At 53.2% G+C, this 6,082-nt stretch carries 5 protein-coding genes; 3 read left to right on the top strand and 2 right to left on the bottom strand.

Features of this window, described 5'->3' with window-relative positions; all coding sequences use genetic code 11:
- Positions 1–560 precede the first annotated feature (560 nt).
- Positions 561–1,409: a DUF6602 domain-containing protein gene (locus tag AB5Y85_RS01015; protein WP_257687841.1), complete on the top strand. Its 849-nt coding sequence runs from the start codon at positions 561–563 to the stop codon at positions 1,407–1,409.
- Positions 1,410–1,648: 239 nt separating this feature from the next.
- Here AB5Y85_RS01015 and AB5Y85_RS01010 read toward each other — a convergent pair whose 3' ends face one another.
- The gene (locus tag AB5Y85_RS01010) at positions 1,649–2,182 is read right to left on the bottom strand and encodes a metal-dependent hydrolase (RefSeq protein ID WP_257687842.1); all 534 of its coding nucleotides are present in this window, start codon (positions 2,180–2,182) and stop codon (positions 1,649–1,651) included.
- 216 nt (positions 2,183–2,398) lie between these two features.
- On the opposite strand from AB5Y85_RS01010, the gene AB5Y85_RS01005 reads away from it, so the two are divergent.
- The gene (locus tag AB5Y85_RS01005; protein ID WP_257687843.1) at positions 2,399–3,175 is read left to right on the top strand and encodes a BPL-N domain-containing protein; all 777 of its coding nucleotides are present in this window, start codon (positions 2,399–2,401) and stop codon (positions 3,173–3,175) included.
- Positions 3,176–3,357: 182 nt separating this feature from the next.
- Here the strand turns inward: AB5Y85_RS01005 and AB5Y85_RS01000 are convergent, their stop codons facing one another.
- Positions 3,358–3,507, bottom strand: a complete 150-nt coding sequence (locus tag AB5Y85_RS01000) for a hypothetical protein (protein ID WP_005338159.1) — start codon at positions 3,505–3,507, stop codon at positions 3,358–3,360.
- Between the two features lie 442 nt (positions 3,508–3,949).
- Here AB5Y85_RS01000 and AB5Y85_RS00995 point away from each other — a divergent pair, with 442 nt between their 5' ends.
- The gene (locus AB5Y85_RS00995; protein ID WP_058057745.1) at positions 3,950–6,049 is read left to right on the top strand and encodes a hypothetical protein; all 2,100 of its coding nucleotides are present in this window, start codon (positions 3,950–3,952) and stop codon (positions 6,047–6,049) included.
- Positions 6,050–6,082 lie beyond the last annotated feature (33 nt).

The raw sequence follows: 6,082 nt of genomic DNA, 5'->3' as shown, positions 1-6,082 counted from the left end.
GGGAGAGGGCTGGGGTGAGGGTATTTCCGCACTCTCTGCTAATCCGACTGCTCACTTAAACAACAGTTTTCCCTAATTGATTGAACCAGCTTAGATTTCTATCACCTTCCTCTTTCCATGTCTCAATCCGGCCCCTTAAAATAGCCAAACGACAATCCATCTCTCGGGAGAGTGTCATGGAAGCAATTATTGCTATCTCACGGGTGAAAAGCAGCGGACTGGGGGCTGAAACTCAGGGGCGGTAGCGTGGTTTTTTGTAGGTTGGCTCAGAGCGTTGCGAAGCCCAATCTGCGAGCATCATTATTCCACCCAGATCGGGATAAACAAGGATGTAGCAGATCCGTAAAACAGATTTACAGGTATATTTTCGGTAAACGTTGGGCTTCACTTCGTTCAGCACCAACCTACGATTTTTAGCCTAACATACGAGATGGTAAAGATTATTATTTAAAATATGCTTTCCGCAGTAATTATCAAAATAGTATGGTGTTATATAAAAAACTATATTATTGGACTTATACCACCTTCCATCTAATAACCCTTAGATATTCGGTCTCATAATGCAAAACATCATCGCCACCCTTTTAGAATCACAGCTTGAGTCATTCTCAAAAGGATTTTTAGACACATCAAGAACCGTATTTTATAACGATAAGGAAAAGAGGCTTATCCACAACGGCGAATTTGGAATGCTTCGGGAGGCCTGCGTTAGAGAACTTCTAAAAAACTTTCTTCCAAACATATATGGTGTCGCTCAAGGATATGTAATCGGTCAGAATGATGAAATAAGTCACCAGTGCGACCTAATAATTTACCACAAGAGCTATACTCCTTACTTCCACACACCTGAAGAGCAGAGATTCTTTCCTATAGAATCTGTAATTGCCGTAGGTGAAATAAAATCAAAAGTCGACGGTACGGTTCTTGATGATGCGCTAGAAAAACTAGCCAATATAAAACTCATGCGAGAGGCTATAACTGACGCAGAAATTGCCCTATGCCGTCCAAGTACAGACAGAGATTATGCCCCAAAAGATTATCTCCGGGACCAAGTTGTTACATTTATTGTTTGCGAGGAATTCACCTGCAGTAATGAGATATTGTCGGGACGCATCAAGAAATCTTGGGCAGACTCGCTACCACGACATAGGGTGAATTTAATTTGCGCTATAAGAAACGGGACATGTACATATAAAGATGGTAACAATAGACCATGGATGTACCCAATAGAACCAGATGGAACCGAGCTGCCTGTGCGCCTAGTAGTACCGGCCCCAGGTAAATATGGCCACATTGCATTGTTCCTCAGATACCTAATAATTCTCATAGAAGATAACACTGTGCGATATCCAGAGCTAACAAGGCACCTAAATAGCCTTTTTGTTTGCAGTAACATTGACATATCTTAAATCTAACCATGCGATCAAATTGTTCGTTCAGCTCACTGTAGGCGGCTAAAGCCGGCCCATTAGGTTATTTTTATATTCGTAGGATAAACATCGGTCTATAAAGCAATAAATTAGCACAATATCAGGACACCCACCTTTCTGAGCAAGACGCCACATAGCCAGAATCAAAGAGATGGGTGTCCTGGGTCTGATTTGTTACTCAGCCACAATTTATCCAATAACAATTTCCCTCCCCACCACTACCTCTCCTTTCTCCACTCCCGCCACCCCATCAATATCAGCATCAATACAACCCCCGGCAACCAAACCCAGTAGAGCTCGGAGAGGATCACCGCTTCACCTCGGGCAGTGAGATAGGCCTCCAGCTTGAAGGGGGCGACCCGGATCACCTGCCAGGGGGCGAAGAAGCGCTCGTCACGCCACGGCCAGAGCCAGCCAACCCCCTTGCCACCGGTGGTGAGGGAATCGAGCAGGCTGTGGGAGAGCAGAGAGACCAGCAGAAACGACCAGACAGTGGCGGCGCTGGCCCGAAATTGGCGGTGAAACAGCATGGCCAGCGTGGGCAGGGCAAAGGCAAACAGCAGTGAGTGGGTAAAGCCGCGGTGGCCAAAGACATGGCCGTAGGCGACCCCCAGTTTGAAGGCGAGCACATCGGCATCAGGTAGCATGGCGATGGCAACCCCAGCCAGCAGCAGGCGGGGCGGGATAATCCGGCTGCCAAGCCCGAGCCCAAGGCAGAGAGGGACGGCGGCGTGGGTGACGATGGTGGGCATAGAATGAAGCTCCAACTGAAAACGTGAGCCTACCCTACCCCCGCTCGGTGAAGTGAAGGTGAAGTGCGCCCACTGTATTGGCTCGCTGTTTGCTAAACGCAGGCCCAATCAGCGTTGGCGCGTTAACTTGAAATGTTCATTTAACAGCGGCTGACATGCAGAACGGGATCGTGATAAGTAGTCTCTTCGATTCACATCACAGGGACAGTGGCAGCGATGAATGTATCAAAAAGCGTCGTGCGGATTGCAAGCGTTATCAGCCTTTGGTTAATGACAGGATGCATGGCTGAGGCCGCCTCTGCGCAGCCGCAGCAAGAGCCGTATGCGCTGATCTATAACGGGCCGGTATCTGATGGGGATAGCACCAGAGCGATTGCGGATGTGGTCAGGCAGGTGGGCTTGCCAGTCAGGTATCTCTCCAATATCGAGGCGCTGCCTGCAGAGCTCGATAATGCCAGGGTGTTTATCGTTGGCGGCACTGAGGACGATGTTGAGCCGCTGCTCAACGCCTTCACCGCAGACGCTCGTTCGGCGTTAAAAACCTATTTGCAGAACGGCGGCCGCTACCTCGGGATCTGTGGGGGTGCCTTTGTGGCATCCACCGGCTGGTCTGAAGAAGAGGGCTTTGTGCCGGCGCTGGGCCTTGTTCCTGCCACATCCGATGATTATGACGGCGACTTTAGCGCCAGGATCTTCCCGATCAGCTGGCTTGGTGAAGAGCGCCAGATGTATTACCAGGCCGGCCCGCAATTTACGCTGGTGCCAAGCCCCGAGCAGGTCAAGGGCATCGCCCATTTTCAAAACCATCATATTGCCGCGCTGATCAGCTCATACGGCAAAGGCAAGGTGGCCGTTTCCGGGCCACACCCCGAAGCCCCCGAATCGTGGAAAGCGAACGCGGTGGACGGCGACAAGATGGAGTCGAATATTCATTTAACAGTTGGATTCGTCAACGAGTTGCTCTCCGAAGAGCCCGTCACCGATTCGAAGTAGTCGCGTCCCTACGCCCCTGGATGTGACACCATTGCTCGGCCCGGAAGTCAGGGCAACCAATCAGCCGCAATCCATAAAAAAACCACCGACCTGCAAAAGGTCGGTGGTTTTTTTATCGGTGGTAGATAACGGGTAGCCGATACGAAGCGTTCGCTACCTCAACTTTCGCCCGGGAGCGAGCACTACTCTTCCTGCTCCTCCGGTTGTCTCTCCTCACCCCGTATCTGTAGCAGCTCCTCGACCCTGGCTTGCCACTTGTCGTGGGCCTGTTTGCGCTCCTGCTGCATAAATGCTTCTCGCATGGTGTCGATTTTCTGGTCAAGTGTTTCCATCAGAGTGTCTCCTTGTGTGACCGCGTAAAGACTGGCTGACGGCGCGTTGGCCAACCTGCTCCCCTAATCTGACACCGCTAATGCCGTTACTGCCCAATCAAATAATCGATTGGAAATGCCAAAACCAATCTAAAAATTCTTTTTCGTGTTTGTTCCACCACGCCAGCGCAAGGGAAACAGACCGCTCAGAGCGGGATAATCCGGTACGCGGTCAACACGTTGTTGAGTGTGGTACTCCCCATTTTCAGGAGAATGGGCGCCGTTGCCCCATCCGTCCGTTGAGGAGTAGCGGCAGATTTCCGGGGTGTTGCTGTGCCCATGATCACACAGTCACAACTCTCGCCCTCCTCTCACCGCGCCCCCGCTTTTTATCATCTAGAGTTACCGGGCAGTGCAAAGCTGCTGATTTATATACATTCGCCGCCAAGAGGGATCTTTTTTCATGACCGAGCATATCGATCTGCTACCTATCAACACGGATGATGAGCAGGACGCAGGCAACCGTTACCTCTACTACACCGAAGGGGATCTGGCCCGCATTCTTGCCAATCTGGAACAGCTGCGCCACGCGGTATTTCCGGCCGCCATCGGAGAGAGTGAAACGGGCGCCACCGTACCCCACAACTTTCCGTCCGTCTGTCTGGTGGGGCTGGGACGCTGCGGCTCCAACATCGCGCAGGATGTGGCCTCGCTGGTCTACAACGCCCGCAGCTTTTATCTCAATGAGTTCAATAGTGAAGAGCAACGAAAGCGGGAGAAGGAGTTTGGCCCGGTGAGCTGGATCCGGCGCAATCTGCGGCTGCCAAACAACGGGGCTCGACCGGTCTTTCTGATCGAGCCCATGGTGATGCTGGGGGATCTGGACAAGGACATCGATGGCCGCATCCGCCACTCCAATCGCAGCGGCGAAGGTGGCTCCTTGCGTGACTACGCCAAGATGCGGGTGATGGACTTGTCGGAGATCCACGCGGGAGGCGCGGGTAACGCCCCCATCCTTGGCCAGTATCTGGCCAAGATCATCCTCAACAAGAGCCCCCACTACTTCGCCAACTCCGAGTGGCAGGCCATTCATACCTATCTGGTTGACTCCTGCGGCATCAAGGCCAACCAGTCCCGCCTCTATTTCTACATCTTCAGTGCCGGGGGCGGCACCGGCTCCGGCATGGCCTCCGAGTTCGGGCTGGCCCAGCAGTACTCCTACATGAGCAAGACCTTTTCGCCCCCGTCAGAAGAGGAGGAGCACCTCTCCCTCGGGGAGCACTTTATGTTCGATCCCATCTTCACCAGCGGCATCTGCATCCTGCCCAATATCTGTGATCGGGGTATCGAGATCTCGGAAGCGCTGCACATCAACGCGGGGCGTTTGCTGTGCAAGTATCTGGCCGAGGAGTGGGACTTCTCCTATCACTTCGACAACGAGCAGGCATGCGATGCCAGCATGCTCAAGCGGATCAGGCCCTGGAATGCCATGATGCTGATCTCCAACGACATCATGCGCTACGCCGAAGAGAGCGACGATGGCGAGATCCAGCATGTTGATGTCAACACCATGGAGAAGTACGCCAACCAGTACATCTCCCAGCAGATCTTCAACATTCTCACCGCTCAGGCCGTCACCACAGACTACGACGAGAACTACTTTCGCCGGGCGGGCATCGATATTAGCGAGACCATTCGGCTCGATGCCAACGACCTCTTTATGAGTCTGGCGGGGCCGGTGGCGGTGGCGTATGCCGAGTCCATCTCACCCCCCGGCGGCCTGTTTGACAAGGAGGATGGGCTCAATGTGGACGATCTCTTCACCCGTTCCATCGAGCTGCCCCACTTCAACAAGATGACCCAGGCCATCGAGGGGATCAGTCTGCTGCCCATCGAGGCGGGCAACTATCGGGAGTATCTGGACGACTATGTGAAAAGCGGCCATGACCCGGCCCACCTCAACGAGCTGCACTTCTTCAAGAACTGCTCCTCCGTGGTGTCGATCATCTCCCTGCCCAAGGAGTACAAGCTCTCCTATATGGATCTCAACCGGCTCAAGTCTCACCTCAACGGGCTCTTCCCCAATACCACCCTCAAGCGGTATGCGCTGGTCATCGGGGCGTCGGCCAACATCTCCCTCACCACCCTGATCGTCAAGAGCCCCTGCCTGAGCGATGACTTCCTGACCCTGATCGTGGCCTTTATCAAGCGCTGCTTTGCCAAGGATCACTATCGCTTCGATGAGCATCTGGACAAGGCGGTGATCGAGATGATCTGCAATGAGGAGTGGAACGATGCGCTGCTCGACAGCATGCTCAACGAGTTCGAGAACCCGGCCAAGATCCTCGATACCAACTGGTACGCCATCAAGCCCATGTATGAGAAGAAATATCGGGAGCTTATCCGCGAGAAAGAGAAGTTCGTCTCCATCAACGATATTCGCCTCAGTCGTGAATCGGTGAAAAAGGCGCTGCTCTATCTGCGGGAGATCTATCGCCACCGGGTCAGCAAGACCCGTATCCTCTCCCTCAACCCACGGCTGGGGGAAGCGAACGCTCGCTAGCACCCGGCCCATAAAGCCCCATAAAGCAAAGCG

The sequence above is a fragment of the Aeromonas sp. R3-1 genome, from assembly GCF_040908345.1.
GTDB classification, from domain to species: domain Bacteria; phylum Pseudomonadota; class Gammaproteobacteria; order Enterobacterales; family Aeromonadaceae; genus Aeromonas; species Aeromonas veronii.
Note: the sequence above shows the minus strand (reverse complement) of the source record. Positions and strands in the feature narration are given on the sequence as shown.